Genomic DNA, 14,645 nt, shown 5'->3' on the forward strand with positions numbered 1-14,645 from the left:
AGGTGCCAAAGGCACCTCGTTCGATTACCAGGTTTGGGTTTCGACGAACTTATCGAGGCCGGCCTTCAACTCACCTTCAATATCGGCATTATAATTGCCAGTATCGTTAATGGTCTTCATAAGCTCAGCATGCTCGCTGTTCATGAAAGAGAGCAAAGATGCTTCGAAATCACCAATCTTATTAAGCTCAACGCTCTTTAGGTAACCTTTTTCAGCTGAGAAAATAGACACAGACTGATCAGCTACGCTCATAGGGGCGTATTGCTTTTGCTTCATAAGTTCGGTAACACGCTCACCATGCTCAAGCTGAGCACGTGTTGCATCATCTAAGTCAGATGCAAACTGTGAGAACGCTGCAAGCTCTCGATACTGTGCAAGTGCGCTACGAATACCGCCAGACAGTTTCTTGATGATCTTAGTCTGAGCCGCACCACCAACACGAGAAACCGAAATACCAGGGTTAACAGCAGGACGTAGTCCAGAGTTAAATAGGTCAGTTTCAAGGAAGATCTGACCATCAGTAATCGAAATTACGTTGGTCGGTACGAATGCAGATACGTCACCCGCTTGAGTTTCAATAATCGGCAGAGCAGTCAAAGAACCAGTTTGGCCTTTAACTTCACCTTTAGTGAACTTCTCAACATACTCGGCGTTAACACGTGAAGCACGTTCCAACAGACGAGAGTGAAGATAGAATACATCACCTGGGTATGCTTCACGTCCTGGTGGACGCTTAAGTAGCAATGAGATCTGACGGTAAGCAACTGCTTGCTTAGAAAGATCATCATAGACAATCAGTGAATCTTCACCGCGGTCGCGGAAATACTCACCCATTGAACAACCAGAGTATGGAGCCAAATATTGTAGTGCAGCAGCTTCAGAAGCTGTAGCAACAACAACAATGGTGTTCGCCAAAGCGCCATGTTCTTCTAGCTTGCGTACCACGTTAGCAATGGTAGAAGCCTTTTGGCCTACCGCTACGTATACACACTTAATGCCAGTATCTTTTTGATTGATAATTGAATCGATCGCTAGAGCGGTTTTACCGATCTGACGGTCACCAATAATCAATTCACGCTGTCCACGACCGATTGGGATCATAGAGTCAACGGCTTTATAACCAGTTTGCACTGGCTGATCTACTGACTGACGTTCAATAACACCTGGTGCGATGACTTCAACAGGAGAGAAACCATCGTTGTCGATAGGTCCTTTTCCGTCGATTGGCTCACCCAATGTGTTGACTACGCGACCTAAAAGACCACGGCCAACTGGGACTTCCAAAATACGACCAGTTGTTTTAACTTTATCGCCTTCTGCCAACGAGGCATAAGGACCCATAACTACGGCACCGACAGAATCACGTTCTAAGTTCAACGCGATTGCGAAACGGTTACCAGGCAGCTCGATCATCTCACCTTGCATCACATCGGCTAGGCCGTGGATGCGGATGATGCCGTCACTTACTGCAACGATAGTACCTTCGTTGCGAGCTTCACTGACGACTTCGAACTGCTCGATCCGCTGTTTAATCAGATCGCTGATTTCAGTGGAATTCAGTTGCATGCTCAAACTCCCAATTACGATTGCAGTGTATCAGACAGACGCGAAATTTTTCCGCGGACCGAACCGTCTATGACGAGGTCACCTGCCGTGATAATTACACCAGCTATTAGGCTGGCATCCGTGCTGCAATTCAGCTTTATTTTGCGTGTGAGACGTTTCTCTAGAGAAACACTAATTTCCTGTTGTTGCTCAACGGTAAGCTCAGTGGCTGAAACGACAGACGCTTCAACTTCTTTTGCCCACTCATTGCGCAGCCCAACAAAAAGTTGAGATACAGCAGGTAGTGCTTCTAAACGACCGTTTTCAGCCATTACCTTTAACAGATTTTGACCTTGCTCATTGACTTGCTCACCACAAACATTAATAAAAAGTTCGGCGAGTTTATTACTGGCTAATGCGCCAGATAACAGTGGCTTAATGGTTTCGTTTTCACTGACCATGGCCGCGAAGTTAAGCATTTCTGCCCAACTATCAACTGCATTTTTTTCAATAGCAAAATCAAACGCTGCCTTTGCGTAAGGACGAGCGATGGTGGTTATTTCAGCCATAACTCAAACTCCTTATTTAAAGTTCAGCAACTAGTTTATCAACTATGTCACTGTGGGCGGCTTTATCGATAGAACGTTCAAGAATTCTCTCTGCACCAATAATGGCAAGAGTAGCAACTTGCTTACGCAAGTCTTCTTTAACGCGATTACGTTCAGCTTCAATTTCTGCATAACCCTGAGCAATAATTTTATTACGCTCAGCATCAGCTTCGGCTTTTGCTTCGTCAACTATTTGAGCTTTGCGTTTGTTCGCTTGCTCAATAATTTCATTAGCAGTAGCTTTGGCGTCTTTTAGTTGGTCAGTCGCTTTCGCTTGTGCCAACTCAAGGTCTTTTACGGCACGGTCAGCATGAGCTAAACCGTCAGCAATCCTTTTTTGACGCTCTTCGATGGCATTCATCAAAGGTGGCCATACATACTTCATGCAGAACCACACGAAGATTAAAAAGGCGACCGACTGTCCGAGTAAGGTAGCGTTGAAATTCACAACAGCCTCCTATTGAGTTTAAAGACAGAAGCGTTTATTACAGCATTGCACCTAATGGATTGGTGAAAAGCATGAATAATGCAATACCAACACCGATCATAGTTACCGCATCAAGAAGACCGGCGACGATGAACATTTTAACTTGCAGCATTGGAGCCATTTCTGGTTGACGCGCTGCGCCTTCCAAGAACTTGCCACCCAATAGGCCAAAACCGATAGCGGTACCGAGTGCACCCATACCAATTAGTAGAGCAACAGCAATAGCTGTCATGCCTAATACAGTTTCCATCTCTATCTCCAAATATCTAAATCTAGTTAGTTTATTTTTTAGCTAAAAAATAATTTTTTAGCAATCCTTAATGATCTTCATGCGCCATGCTTAGATAAACAATGGTCAACATCATGAAGATGAACGCCTGTAGAGTAATAACCAAAATATGGAAAATTAACCAACCTAGCTGTAAAGTTACACCTAGAGTAGATAATGCCCAGTTAGCACCATACATCAACGCAATAAGGATGAATATCAACTCACCCGCATATAAGTTACCGAACAGACGCAGTGCCAATGAAATTGGCTTAGCGATCAAAGTTACAGTTTCTAATAGGAAGTTGACGGGTATCATTGCCCAATGGTTGAAAGGCTGCATGGTCAGTTCTTTAACAAAACCTGAAACGCCTTTGACTTTAATGCTGTAGTAAACTATCAGCACAAACACACCAATAGCTAAGCTAAAGGTAATGTTAACGTCAGTTGTTGGAACAACTTTCATGTAAGGGATACCAGCAGCAAGTGCCAGTGATGGGATCCAGTCAACTGGAACCATATCCATGAAGTTCATCATGAATACCCAAACAAAAATCGTTAATGCCAACGGAGCAATAACAGGATTGCGGCCATGGAAGGTTTCTTTCACGCTAGAGTCAACAAATTCAACAATCATCTCGACAAAACACTGAAGTTTGCCAGGAACACCTGTTGTTGCCTTCTTACCAACGCTACGGAATAGCCATAGGAACAGAACACCAAGCCCAACCGAAAAGAACAACGAATCAATATGCCATGTCCAGAAACCGTCACCTACACTTAAGTTGGTAAGGTGGTGCTGGATATAGCCCTGCGGTGTTAACGCTTCACCAGTTGCAGCCATGATTCATCCCACTTAACTTTGCTTGAAATATAAAGGAGCTGTCCAATGCACTATTAACGCTAGGGTGTAACAAACGAAAAGTGGCATAAATCCGACTTTCCAATTAATAAACACTAGTGAAAACATCGCTATTGTAAGCAGCAACTTTACCGCTTCCCCCCAGTAAAAAGTCTTAATGACCTTTCCAGCTGAACTTGCTCCCGTGTGGGAAAAAGCGAGGGTTGCGAATACAAAATTAGGAAGTACAGCAATAGCGCCACCTGCTAATGCAGATAAACCATACTGAGCTCCCCACGTGGCGAAAAAGAAAATAGAAGTAACTCCTGCCACCGCCGCCTGCATCATCACCAATTTATAGGCTGACCATCGGCCACGACGTGCTAAAACCTTACTCAATTTACCTTCTCCGCATTAATGCTTTAATGTCTCGATAACCGGATTACTATATTCAAACCGTACCGAACAACAAAAAAGCTTGCGAAAGTATACCTTTTCGGGCCTTCAAAGCAAGTTTAAGCTGATTAAAATCGACCTTTTTAACGTGATCTACGACCAAAGATGCAAAAGACTAAAACTAACAGATGTCACAAAGTTACATAATATAGCGGTAACATGAGTTTTTTAATGGATTTTGCTGATAATGCCGTCTAATTCAGCGAGATCTTGATAGTTTATTACTAATTTTCCCTTTCCCTTCTTATTATGGGTAATCGAAACCTTAGCACCTAACCTCTCAACTAATTGACTTTCAAGACGCGAGACATCGTGATCTTTGGCGGGTTTATCTGTAATTTCAGGTGGATTTAAGGTTTTATTAACTAAGCGTTCAGTTTCACGGACTGTTAATTCTTTTGCGGCAACCATTCTTGCGATAATTGTTTGTTCTTCGCCTTCAATTGCCAACAAAGCACGGGCATGGCCCATATCTATATCACCATACTCTAACATACGTTTAACAGGTTCATTAAGGCCGATAAGACGAAGCAAGTTAGACACGGTTGCACGTGACTTTCCAACCGCATTAGCAATCAGCTGATGAGTCAGATTAAACTCTTCCATTAAGCGGTGTAGGGCAATCGCTTCTTCCATTGCATTGAGATCTTCACGCTGGATATTCTCAATCAAAGCAATGACGACAGCAGACTCATCGGGCACTTGCTTAACAATACAGGGGACTTTCTCAAATTTAGCCAGCTGAGCAGCACGCCAGCGACGTTCACCAGCAATGATCTCATACATAGTCGACGATATTTTACGCACCAAAATAGGCTGAATAATGCCTTGTGCCTTAATCGATTCAGAAAGCTCATCCAGAGCTTCAGGTGACATATCCTTACGAGGTTGATATTTTCCTGATTGCATCATGTCGATATCCAACATGAGAAGCGCATCACTTTTAACATCTTGCTCTACGGAGTCACTACTTGTTTGATTCAACTTAGCGCTCGCTGCACTGCTGGTACTGAGTAATGCTTCCAGGCCTTTACCCAAACCACGCTTTTTAACTGTCATTTCCTTAACCTTAATTTAAGCTTGCTCGCCTTCAAGGTCATGCTGTTCAGCACGACGAATAATCTCACCAGCCAGTGACAGATATGCCTTTGCACCCGCACTGGATTTATCATAATACATAGCCGGAGCACCAAAACTTGGGGCTTCAGCCAGTCGGACGTTTCGAGGAATAACGGTGCGATACACTTTCTCACCAAAATGCTGTTTAAGCTGATCGGACACATCATTGGCCAAACGATTACGCGGATCGTACATAGTGCGTAAAATGCCTTCGATATGCAGACCCGGATTAACCATGGCACCAATCTTACTGATGGTATCCATTAATGCGGTTAAGCCTTCTAGCGCATAATACTCACACTGCATCGGCACTAGAACAGAATCAGCCGCAGACATCGCATTCACGGTCAACATATTTAAAGAGGGTGGACAATCGATAAAAATATAATCGTAATTATCTTTGATCGGAGCAAGCGCATTGCGTAAGCGGATCTCACGCGCAAAAAACTCCATCAACTTGATCTCAACAGCAGTGACATCACCGTTGCCCGCGATCAGATCATATTTACCGCTTGTCTCTCGGTAAACAACTTCATCGAAAGGCTTCTCATCAACCAACAGTTCATAAGCCGTATTTTCGACGCTGTATTTGTCAATGCCGCTCCCCATGGTCGCATTGCCCTGAGGATCGAGATCAATCAGCAACACTTTACGCTTAGTAGCTGCTAAAGATGCCGCTAAATTCACACAAGTTGTTGTTTTTCCCACGCCACCTTTTTGGTTGGCTACGGCAATCACTTTACCCACAATATCATCCTGTATGTCACTTTCTTATATTCAACACAGTGAACCTAAATTAAGCAGTTGAATCACGGATAACGACTCAATCTAGGTTATAACAATAACCAAGTTGCTTGAACCACTGAAAAAATGCAACTTTATTGCGCTTTTTTGACGACTCTTAATAAGTGTCTCTGCTCATCAAGACGAGGAACTTTCAGTTCGAAAATATCCGTAACTTCAAACCCTTCAGGCATGTTTGCCATTTCATCTTCAGCCAGCTGACCTTTCAATGCATAGTAACAACCGTTGTCTGCTGGTAGATGGTGACACCAATGCAGCATATCCTCAATTGAAGCAAATGCTCGACTTAATACGCCATCGAATTTAACTTCAGGTTGGTACGCTTCAACTCGGCTCTCTACTGAACTGATGTTTTTGATACCTAACTCATGCTGAACTTGCTTTTGAAAACGGATCCGCTTTCCTAAACTGTCTAGCAATACAAACGAACGGTCAGGATTCATTATAGCTAATGGAATACCAGGTAGACCGGGTCCTGTGCCAACATCGATAAAACGTTCACCCACAAGATGTTCTGATACCGCTAAACTGTCCATAATGTGGCGGATCAGCATTTGCTGCGGATCACGGATCGAAGTCAGGTTATACGCCTTGTTCCATTTGTCGAGCATCTCAACAAAACCGATAAGCTGCTTTTTCTGCTCAGCAGTCGCAGACAGGTTCATTTCAGACAAATACTCATCTAATTGGGCTGATAACACAGGGTTGATCCTTAATTACGTATGACTAAAAACAGTATTATTGACATTATGAAGTGCCAGAAACAGTAAGGGAAGCGCTATTGGCTTCCCTTAGAAGTAAATCAGATATATTTATGAGGCTTTTTTACGTAACAGACCACGTCGCTTCAGATGCACTAATAAAATAGAGATCGCAGCAGGTGTCATGCCTGAAATTCTAGAGGCCTGACCGATGGTGTCAGGTTTATGATCGTTGAGTTTAGCAATCACTTCATTTGACAGACCCGGTACCTCTTGGTAATCAAGATCCAAAGGTAATCCGGTGGTCTCATGACGAACCGCTTTATCAATCTCATCCTGTTGACGTTGAATGTAACCAGAATACTTAACTTGGATCTGAACTTGCTCTGCAGCACGTGGATCTTCAAGTCCTGGGCCAAATCCTTCTAAAGACATGAGCTTTGGATAATCCATTTCAGGACGACGCAATAGATCTTCAAAAGAGGCTTCACGTGAAATAGGCGTATTCAACTCAGGGTTCAATATATCGATTAAAGGTGAATGGGGATGAACCCACTGACTACGCAGACGTTGAAGCTCTTGTTCAATCGCTTCACGCTTCACATTGAATTTTTCCCAACGATTATCGTCAACTAAGCCAAGTTCACGTCCTTTCTCGGTTAAACGTAGATCGGCGTTATCTTCGCGTAGCAATAAACGATATTCCGCACGGCTAGTGAACATGCGGTACGGTTCTTTAGTCCCTAAGGTCGATAAATCATCAACTAACACGCCTAAGTAAGCTTGATCACGACGTGGTGCCCATGCTTCTTTTCCTTGAACTTGCAGTGATGCGTTCATTCCCGCTAATAAACCTTGAGCACCGGCTTCTTCGTAACCAGTCGTACCGTTGATCTGTCCTGCAAAGAAAAGACCAGAGATCGCTTTAGTTTCAAGGGAGTTCTTCAGATCCCTTGGATCAAAATAATCATATTCGATCGCATAACCAGGACGGATAATTTCAGCATTTTCCATTCCCTTAATTGATCTCACCAAGTTTAACTGCACATCGAAAGGCAAGCTTGTTGAGATACCGTTAGGGTAGATCTCATTGGTGTTTAGCCCTTCAGGTTCAATAAAGATCTGATGGGAAGATTTGTCTGCAAAACGATGAATCTTATCTTCAATAGACGGGCAGTAACGTGGACCAATACCTTCGATAACGCCTGAATACATAGGGCTACGGTCTAATCCACCACGAATAATATCGTGTGTGCGCTCATTGGTATGAGTTACATAACAAGAGACTTGACGAGGATGGTCTTTCACATCGCCGATAAATGACATTACAGGCAAAGGCGTATCACCTTTCTGTTCAGCCATTTGATTAAAATCGATGGTATTGGCATCAATTCGAGGTGGCGTACCAGTTTTTAAGCGACCAATACGGATCGGCAGTTCACGAAGACGATCTGCTAAAGCGATCGATGGTGGATCACCTGCTCGTCCTCCGCTGTAGTTCTGCATGCCAATGTGTATTTTACCACTGAGGAAAGTCCCCGCAGTTAAGACTACCGCAGGTGCTTCAAACGCTAATCCCATCTGGGTGACAACGCCTTTGACCTGACCATTTTCAACAATAAGATCATCAACAGCTTGTTGGAAAAGTCTAAGGTTTGGTTGGTTTTGCAAAATCTCTTGGATCTTAGCTCGGTACAAGGCTCTGTCAGCTTGAGCACGAGTGGCTCGAACTGCTGGGCCCTTGCTTGAGTTAAGCGTTCTGAATTGAATACCAGCAAAGTCAGTGGCAACAGCCATTGCACCGCCTAAGGCATCAATCTCTTTTACCAAATGTCCCTTACCAATTCCGCCAATAGCAGGATTGCAAGACATCTGTCCTAAGGTATCGATGTTGTGTGTCAGCAAAAGGGTTTTCGATCCCATTCTTGCTGCAGCTAACGCGGCTTCAGTACCGGCGTGACCACCACCGATAATAATTACATCGAACCGTTCATGAAATTGCATGAGTAAACCTTAAAATTAAACTTCAGTAGATAACGACAAACCTTGATTTCAGCCGTGCATTTTAGCATTTGATCTGACCTAGGTGAAAGATCAATTTTACTCTTCAGATCGAATGAAGATCTGCTTAATAGATCTTAAGATCTTTATATAGATCCTTTGTTATGTTTATTATTAAGGGAGCACTTTTCTGTGGGTAAGCCATTTTTTTTATTAGAATCAGTACTTAATGACGATCCAAACCTGTGATCTATTCTAGATCTAACTCACTTAAGCTTGGGGATAGATCGGCTACTTATCCACAGGGTGGATCATTAAGCAGATCGCATGTGGATCAATACAGAGTTTGATCAGATCTAAATAATAGGTTATCCACATATTTATCATTTTCGATCGTAATATGTGGATAAAGTAGATCTAAACTGTGAGTTGTTCTCATAGTTATACGTAAAAGCGAGCTTATAGTTGATCTTGCCATTGTGATAACCAAGTCAGAGCAGGGTCTTCAGGAGTAGGATCGTACTGAACATCGATCTGGATCTTATCCACATAGACTTGTGCACCGCAATCTTGTAATGCCTGAGCCAATTTTTCTGGCCCTTCACAAAAAGTATCGTAGCTCGAGTCTCCGATCGCACAAATGGCAAATTTGGTCTCGGTTAGATCCGGATTTTTAGCAAAGATCTCGCTTAAAAATGGGGCTATATTGTCGGGAAGATCGCCTGCTCCATGAGTAGAAGATACAATTAACCAGAGCGATTTAGGGTTTAAATCAGCCAATTTAGGCGTCATGTGAAGCTGATTTTCATGGCCTAATTCGACCAATTTTGCCGCTAATTCATCAGCAACATATTCTGCATTACCTAAGGTCGTTCCTATTAATATCTCTATTTTGGCCATAATCAGTCTCATTTAGCAGTTTTAATGGCCTAAATAGGCCGATTTTGAGGCCATAATAAGGTAAAACGTGTCAAAAGTAGGAGGCATAAAGGTAAATATGGGAGTAAAGAGGAAAAATAGAGCAAAAAACCGCATATCTCGTAGCAAAAGCTTAGATTAGTGGCTGATTTGTACTGTTAAAGGGGGGCTATTCACGTTTGTAGGCGTAAGAAAGGTAGTTTACATCGGTATTAGAGGTGATTTTCCACTGCTTAGTAAAGAGATTAAAACTCATTCCTTGGCTTTTCAATGGCTGTAATCCATTGGCAATCACCATGGTTTCTATCTCATTAGGGGTGACAAAGTAGTGCCAATCATGGGTGCCAATGGGGAGATAACGCATCAGATACTCAGCGCCGATAATGCCTATGAGGTAAGATTTCACCGTGCGATTAAGCGTCGCCATGATTAACAGGCCGCCGGGCTTAACCAGTTTGCAGCAGGTGTTCATTAAGGCTTCTTGATCTTCAACATGTTCAATGACTTCAGTGTTAAGTACTACATCATATTGTTTTATATATACTTGTTGGTATTGGTCTGTGATTTTAGAGGGGTTTTGACTAATAAGGTCTTCTGCTAAACAGTGTTGATAATGAAGACTAACAGCACTTTGTTCAGCGTGTTGTTTGGCGAGTGCTATGTTGTAGCTGCTGGCATCAATACCCGTAACCTGAGCGCCTAGACTGGCTAAAGGCTCACAAAGTAAACCTACTCCACAGCCTATATCTAACAGATCGATGTTATTTAGTGGGCTATCTAGCGTTAGATCCCGCTTAAAATGCTCAGCTATCATCGCCTCGATCGCCGATAAACGAGTCAAATTGAAGGCTAATACATGCTTAAATTTTCCTTGGGGATCTCGCCATTCATTGGCTAAGGCATCAAATTTAGCGATCTCTTCGCTAGTTTTTAATCCTTTTTGCACTGTTTGAGGAGCTAACTGGCTCTTATCTAACATAATATTTAGGCCTACGCTGATTATCTACCCATTATATAGGTATACATACGTAGCAACCCCATCTTTGGGGTCACTATTGGGGTTGATTAAATCAAGATAGTGATGGCTAAGATATGTGTAGCAGAACCGAAGGCAGGTTAGCTCATGGTTTGCACTTGTGACGCTAATAGCCAGATAGCTAAAGTGAAGAAGATTAAGCCCATAAACTTATTTTGATAAGTTCTGAATTTTTCATTCTTGAGTAAAGGTTTACCTAAACTGCCTACCATACCCACCAGCAATAGATTAAACAGCAGACCCATCACATTGAGAAGTAGCCCCAATGCCAGCATCTGCTCGCCAGAACTGGCTGCTAAGTTTGTTGATACAAATTGAGGTAAAAACAGCACGAAAAAGAGCAAGGCTTTAGGGTTTAACAGATTACTGAAGACAGCTCGTCGATAAAGGATCTTGGCTAGATTGTTATCTTGAGCAACTTCCGGTGCATCCATAGGGCCTGCTCGCATGCAGTCCCAACCCATTTTTAACAGGTAAGCGCCGCCTAATAAACGCAGCAGTTGTAATGCCATTGGGCTCATGGCGATTAGTGCAGATACACCCATGGCTGCTAATAAGGTGAGCAATAAACCTGAAGTGGCATTTCCTAAACTGGCATAAACCCCCACTTTACGGCCGTAACTTAGACTTGAGCTGGCTATCAGTAACATATCTGGACCAGGGATCAGTAAAAGGGCGACAACAGTGGTGAGATACAGGGGAAGTAACGCGAAATCGATCATCAAAAATGCACAGGTTTAGAGAGAAGGCCGGGATTCTACAGTGGTTTGCTGCTTTTCTGTAGATTTTTACAGCGACTTTTAGCGCGAGTGGTTAATAAGTGAGTTGTTGGTGTAAAAAGCAGGCTTTTTTGACGAAGTGACGATTATTATGATGACCGATTTAGATTAAATTTGAATGGAAGTATAAGTTCTTAAAACTTTTTTAAAGGTCGCCTCAGTTAGCTGCTTTTGGGGTCAAATGGCTCTCTGACGTATTACGTAAAACAGACAATCAGTAACTGAAGAGATATCAATTGGAGTGTTATGTTCTCCTTATAAATGGGGATGTAAGTTAGTTAACTGTTTTATAATGTTTTTATGTTAACCATTATATTTTATGAACCACCAATTAACCAATATAAAACAATGATTATGACTAGGAAAGCGTTGAAATAGGCTTGGAATAGAGATAAATATTTAGCTTTAATAACGTTCAATAAAATGACGCTTTGAAGATAATTTGACGCTATTTATATGTGTCAAAAAATAAAAGTAGCTTATAAAACAGACTGATTATTGACAGTGTTTTGTGATCATTTTTTCGATTATATTTATGAGTGTCAGTATCAAAAATGTGAGTCGTTAACATGTTACGTAATCTTTTTTATGCCGTTATCTGCTATGCCATTTGGCTAACCTATCAAGATGTGTCTGCCTATATCAATGCGCCATCAGAAGAGATCGCCCAGCTGGAGCAAGAGGAGAGCGATAAAAGTTAAATCTGGCGATGACAAATCAACTCAACACTAACAGGACGACATAAAAGATTAAATAAGGGAGTCCCACTATTTAATCCAAGTTCAGATTAGTCACTTCAAAGAAAACCCTCACAAACCCTCGTTTGTTAATTGCGCTTTTTATCTATAGCTTGTTACTTAACAATCCAAATCTTGGTTAGTAATATTTATGACAAGTCCATACTCTTCCCAAGAGTGGTTGCTGCTTACTTTACAGCAGCAGGGCCTTTTGAAAACGGCAAGTTCAGTCAGCGAAGCTGTTGCGCAATTGAGCTATGTGCAGATTGACTCGATTAATGTGGTCGAGCGGGCTCATCATCATGTGCTTTATAATCGTATTGCTGATTACCAAACATCTTTGCTAGACACGGCAATGGCGAACCAGGAGATATTTGAATATTGGTCTCACGCTGCTGCCTATTTACCTATCGCAGATTATCGATTTAGTCTGTGGCAGAAAAATGCATTAAAGCAGGGAGGAAAACATTGGTTCGAACCTGAACATAAAGTCATGCGAGAGGTAAAAGCTAAAATTATCGCCGAAGGGCCGTTGAAGGCCAGCCATTTTGCCAATACATCGACAGCAGCTAATACAGGATGGTGGGATTGGAAGCCGGCTAAAAAGGCACTAGAGCAGTTGTTTATGCAAGGTGAGTTAATGGTGGCGCACCGTGACAAGTTTCAAAAGGTCTACGACTTAACCGAACGAGTACTGCCAGCTAATGTGAATTGTGAGATCCCAGATGATACCGAGTTTGCCCGCCACCTTATTTACCGTTACCTAACAGCCCACGGTTTTGGCACTGTTAAACAGATCATTTATCTGCGTAAGAATATTAAATCTATTTTAGTTAAGACCCTCAACGAGATGTGCTTAGCGGGTGAGATAGCCCATTTTACAGAATCGGATCAAGCGTACTTCTATCTTCCTAACCTAAAGCCGATAACTTCTATAGAGGATCGTGTCTGGCTTTTAAACCCCTTCGATAATCTGGTGATCCAGCGACAGCGATTAAAGCAGCTATTCGACTTTAATTATCAAATAGAGGTTTACGTTCCCGCTATAAAACGCCAATTTGGTTATTACTCATTACCAATACTCTGGAAAGATCGCTTTATTGGTCGGGTAGATGTTAAGGCAGATCGTAAAGCAGGCATACTTTTACTGCAGAAATTGACCATCGAAGAGGGGGTTTTTGGCACTAGGTCAAAGAGCTCTGATCTTGAGGAGTTTATCGCCGCATTCAGGTATGCAGTTGATGAGTATGCCATGTTTAACAACTGCGATGAGTGGGAGTTGGTTGAAACCAATCTGTTTAGTGACTTATTGGTTAATTAGGGGCTTTAGCTTGTTGTTTGACTCATTTATGATGTCTAAAAGTTCTTTAGGTTTGAGTAAAATATGAAATTAGATGAGATTATTACCACTTTGAGTCGTGGTGACTTAACGGAACTGCCAGTTGAAGCTTTAAAAGCCGCTAGACTGCATTGGTCTGAGTTACAGCCTGTTATTGAAGGGTTGATGCTGACATTTATTGAAAAAGAAGCATTGACCGATCCTGAGTCCAATCTGCTGTTCTTCGGCATTTGTCTTATTGTCGATCGCAAAGAGTTGAGTTCTTTTGATTCTCTGGTAAAGCTCACCAACAAAGAAGATTGCAGTAGTCCGTTAGAGATCCTACTTGGCGACTTTATCGCTTCTGATCTTGCCACCGCTTATTATATTTTGGCTCAGGGCAAACCAGAGCAGCTTTGCTTTTTGATTAACTCAGATGTAGCGGGTGAAATAGTTAAGATGGCAGCGCTAAGCGCACTGTTCTCTCAATTACACACAGGTCAAATAGACAGGGAAACACTCAATCTAAGCATTCCAGCTTTTATCGACAATCTTGTCGCTTATAATCATTCAATAGCCCTATTTGAATTGATTAATCAACTCATATCTAATCAATTTAATCAGTATCATGAACAATTTATTGAGCTTGTTAATACCAAGGTGATAGATGAAGGCCCTGTTGAAAACCAATGCATTATCGATTGGGATAACAACAGCATTGGCTATTCGGAATGGGATGCTGGCCTGATAAGTGGCGATTACGATATTTTAGATGCTCTTAGTCATTGGGCTGGTTTTTATTCTGAGTCAGATTTAAGTGATGAAGAGTTAATGGATATTTTCAATGACCTTATGAATACTCCGGAGGAATTCGATGATATGGACTTTGGTTCATATTTAGATAGCTATGAAATTAAAGAGCCCTACATTGCCGAGGTTAAAGCTGGCCGCAATGATCCTTGCCCATGTGGCAGTGGTAAGAAATACAAGAAGTGTTGCCTTATGTAAATAATATAATTAGTTCTGA

The 14,645-nt window shown here is 42.1% G+C and carries 16 protein-coding genes; 3 read left to right on the forward strand and 13 right to left on the reverse strand.

Annotated elements, in window-relative coordinates:
- Positions 1 to 24: 24 nt before the first annotated feature.
- The 13 genes from atpA to FN961_RS16925 all read right to left on the reverse strand — a co-directional run bounded on the left by atpA (position 25) and on the right by FN961_RS16925 (position 11,506).
- Entirely contained in the window at positions 25 to 1,566 is a 1,542-nt protein-coding gene (atpA, locus tag FN961_RS16865) for a F0F1 ATP synthase subunit alpha (protein ID WP_144041353.1), read from the reverse strand.
- Positions 1,567 to 1,580: 14 nt separating this feature from the next.
- Positions 1,581 to 2,114, reverse strand: a complete 534-nt coding sequence (gene atpH, locus FN961_RS16870) for a F0F1 ATP synthase subunit delta (protein ID WP_144041354.1) — start codon at positions 2,112 to 2,114, stop codon at positions 1,581 to 1,583.
- Positions 2,115 to 2,130: 16 nt separating this feature from the next.
- The gene (atpF, locus tag FN961_RS16875; RefSeq protein ID WP_144041355.1) at positions 2,131 to 2,601 is read right to left on the reverse strand and encodes a F0F1 ATP synthase subunit B; all 471 of its coding nucleotides are present in this window, start codon (positions 2,599 to 2,601) and stop codon (positions 2,131 to 2,133) included.
- Positions 2,602 to 2,638: 37 nt separating this feature from the next.
- Entirely contained in the window at positions 2,639 to 2,890 is a 252-nt protein-coding gene (atpE, locus tag FN961_RS16880) for a F0F1 ATP synthase subunit C (protein WP_011639455.1), read from the reverse strand.
- A 67-nt stretch (positions 2,891 to 2,957) separates the two neighbouring features.
- Entirely contained in the window at positions 2,958 to 3,752 is a 795-nt protein-coding gene (atpB, locus tag FN961_RS16885) for a F0F1 ATP synthase subunit A (protein WP_144041356.1), read from the reverse strand.
- Between the two features lie 12 nt (positions 3,753 to 3,764).
- The gene (locus FN961_RS16890) at positions 3,765 to 4,148 is read right to left on the reverse strand and encodes an ATP synthase subunit I (RefSeq protein ID WP_144041357.1); all 384 of its coding nucleotides are present in this window, start codon (positions 4,146 to 4,148) and stop codon (positions 3,765 to 3,767) included.
- Between the two features lie 225 nt (positions 4,149 to 4,373).
- A complete protein-coding gene (locus tag FN961_RS16895) occupies positions 4,374 to 5,264 on the reverse strand; it encodes a ParB/RepB/Spo0J family partition protein (protein ID WP_144041358.1) in 891 nt (296 codons plus the stop codon).
- Positions 5,265 to 5,279: 15 nt separating this feature from the next.
- Entirely contained in the window at positions 5,280 to 6,071 is a 792-nt protein-coding gene (locus FN961_RS16900) for a ParA family protein (RefSeq protein WP_144041359.1), read from the reverse strand.
- A gap of 131 nt (positions 6,072 to 6,202) precedes the next feature.
- Positions 6,203 to 6,829 (reverse strand): 16S rRNA (guanine(527)-N(7))-methyltransferase RsmG, encoded by a 627-nt coding sequence (rsmG, locus tag FN961_RS16905; protein ID WP_144041360.1) that lies wholly within the window; start codon positions 6,827 to 6,829, stop codon positions 6,203 to 6,205.
- 111 nt (positions 6,830 to 6,940) lie between these two features.
- Complete coding sequence (mnmG, locus tag FN961_RS16910; RefSeq protein ID WP_144041361.1) at positions 6,941 to 8,833, reverse strand: tRNA uridine-5-carboxymethylaminomethyl(34) synthesis enzyme MnmG; 1,893 nt, start codon at positions 8,831 to 8,833, stop codon at positions 6,941 to 6,943.
- Between the two features lie 456 nt (positions 8,834 to 9,289).
- Positions 9,290 to 9,730 (reverse strand): FMN-binding protein MioC, encoded by a 441-nt coding sequence (gene mioC / locus FN961_RS16915; protein WP_144041362.1) that lies wholly within the window; start codon positions 9,728 to 9,730, stop codon positions 9,290 to 9,292.
- Between the two features lie 187 nt (positions 9,731 to 9,917).
- Positions 9,918 to 10,727: a bifunctional 2-polyprenyl-6-hydroxyphenol methylase/3-demethylubiquinol 3-O-methyltransferase UbiG gene (gene ubiG / locus FN961_RS16920; protein WP_144041363.1), complete on the reverse strand. Its 810-nt coding sequence runs from the start codon at positions 10,725 to 10,727 to the stop codon at positions 9,918 to 9,920.
- Between the two features lie 137 nt (positions 10,728 to 10,864).
- Positions 10,865 to 11,506: a LysE family translocator gene (locus FN961_RS16925; RefSeq protein ID WP_185972821.1), complete on the reverse strand. Its 642-nt coding sequence runs from the start codon at positions 11,504 to 11,506 to the stop codon at positions 10,865 to 10,867.
- 626 nt (positions 11,507 to 12,132) lie between these two features.
- On the opposite strand from FN961_RS16925, the gene FN961_RS26210 reads away from it, so the two are divergent.
- From FN961_RS26210 to FN961_RS16935, 3 genes are all read left to right on the forward strand, one after another.
- On the forward strand, positions 12,133 to 12,264 hold the full coding sequence (locus FN961_RS26210) for a hypothetical protein (protein ID WP_268241156.1): 132 nt from the start codon (positions 12,133 to 12,135) through the stop codon (positions 12,262 to 12,264).
- A 187-nt stretch (positions 12,265 to 12,451) separates the two neighbouring features.
- The gene (locus FN961_RS16930; protein WP_144041365.1) at positions 12,452 to 13,621 is read left to right on the forward strand and encodes a winged helix-turn-helix domain-containing protein; all 1,170 of its coding nucleotides are present in this window, start codon (positions 12,452 to 12,454) and stop codon (positions 13,619 to 13,621) included.
- A 63-nt stretch (positions 13,622 to 13,684) separates the two neighbouring features.
- Positions 13,685 to 14,626 (forward strand): DUF1186 domain-containing protein, encoded by a 942-nt coding sequence (locus tag FN961_RS16935; RefSeq protein WP_144041366.1) that lies wholly within the window; start codon positions 13,685 to 13,687, stop codon positions 14,624 to 14,626.
- Positions 14,627 to 14,645 lie beyond the last annotated feature (19 nt).

The sequence above is a fragment of the Shewanella hanedai genome, assembly GCF_007197645.1.
Taxonomy (GTDB): domain Bacteria; phylum Pseudomonadota; class Gammaproteobacteria; order Enterobacterales; family Shewanellaceae; genus Shewanella; species Shewanella hanedai.